This window comes from Methylobacterium sp. CCH5-D2 (assembly GCF_001556475.1).
In the GTDB taxonomy this organism is placed as follows: Bacteria; Pseudomonadota; Alphaproteobacteria; order Rhizobiales; family Beijerinckiaceae; genus Methylobacterium; species Methylobacterium hispanicum.
Genome location: NZ_LSIX01000651.1, coordinates 1 through 781 on the forward strand (window position 1 = coordinate 1; position 781 = coordinate 781).

Consider the following 781-nt stretch of genomic DNA (forward strand, 5'->3'; position numbering starts at 1 on the left):
GGCGGGCGCAGATCGCCCGGAGGCCGCCGCCCTCGATGAGGGCCGCCAGCGCGTCGCCGACCGCGTAGGCGAGGTCGCGCGAATCGGTGCGCACCGCCCCGCCGAGGTCCCAGCGCGACTTCACGAGGCCGCCGAGCGCGATCTCGGTGAGCGCGACGTCGTCGCGGCCCGCCTGTCCCGCGGCGAACAGCGCGCCCTCGATGCCCGCCCGGGTGCCGGCCAGGATCGGCGCCTCGCCGCCCAGGAAGGCGCGGGCCGCCTCCTCCTGGTTGCGGAAGTGCTTCAGGTTCGGGCGGTAGCGCCCGCCCTCGGCGGTGAGCAGCTGCATGTCGGAGGCGCTCGCGCCCTCGACGGCGACCGCGTGCGCGCCGATGTCGGCGAAGCTCTCGAACCCCTCCAGCACCCCGCGCCGCCACGCGAAGGCGAGGCGCTGGGCGAAGTAGGGCCGCACCAGGAAGACCTGCTCGTTGCGCAGCGCCAGCATCTTGTCGTTGGGCACGTGCAGCATCAGGTCGGCGAGCGGGCTCCCCGCGAGGTCGCCGCGCCAGAGGTTGAGGCGGAAATCGCCGTCCACGTTCTCGCCCGCATCGACGAGGCGGAGATCCAGCCCGACCTTCAGCGCGCCGGCCACCGCCTCGGCGACCTCGACGTCGATGCCGACCGGCTTGCCCCCGCGCAGCTCCGAGAAGGGCGCGTTCTCGGCGTAGAGCGCGACGCGCAGCGTGCCGGACGACGCGACGTCGTCGAGCGGCCGGGCGGAGGCTGGCGGGGAGGCGGGGAG

1 protein-coding gene is annotated in these 781 nt (G+C 75.3%); it reads right to left on the bottom strand.

Features of this window, described 5'->3' with window-relative positions; translation table 11 throughout:
* A partial coding sequence (locus tag AX737_RS17235) for a transporter substrate-binding domain-containing protein (protein ID WP_066923573.1) occupies window positions 1-781 on the bottom strand: 781 nt, incomplete at both ends.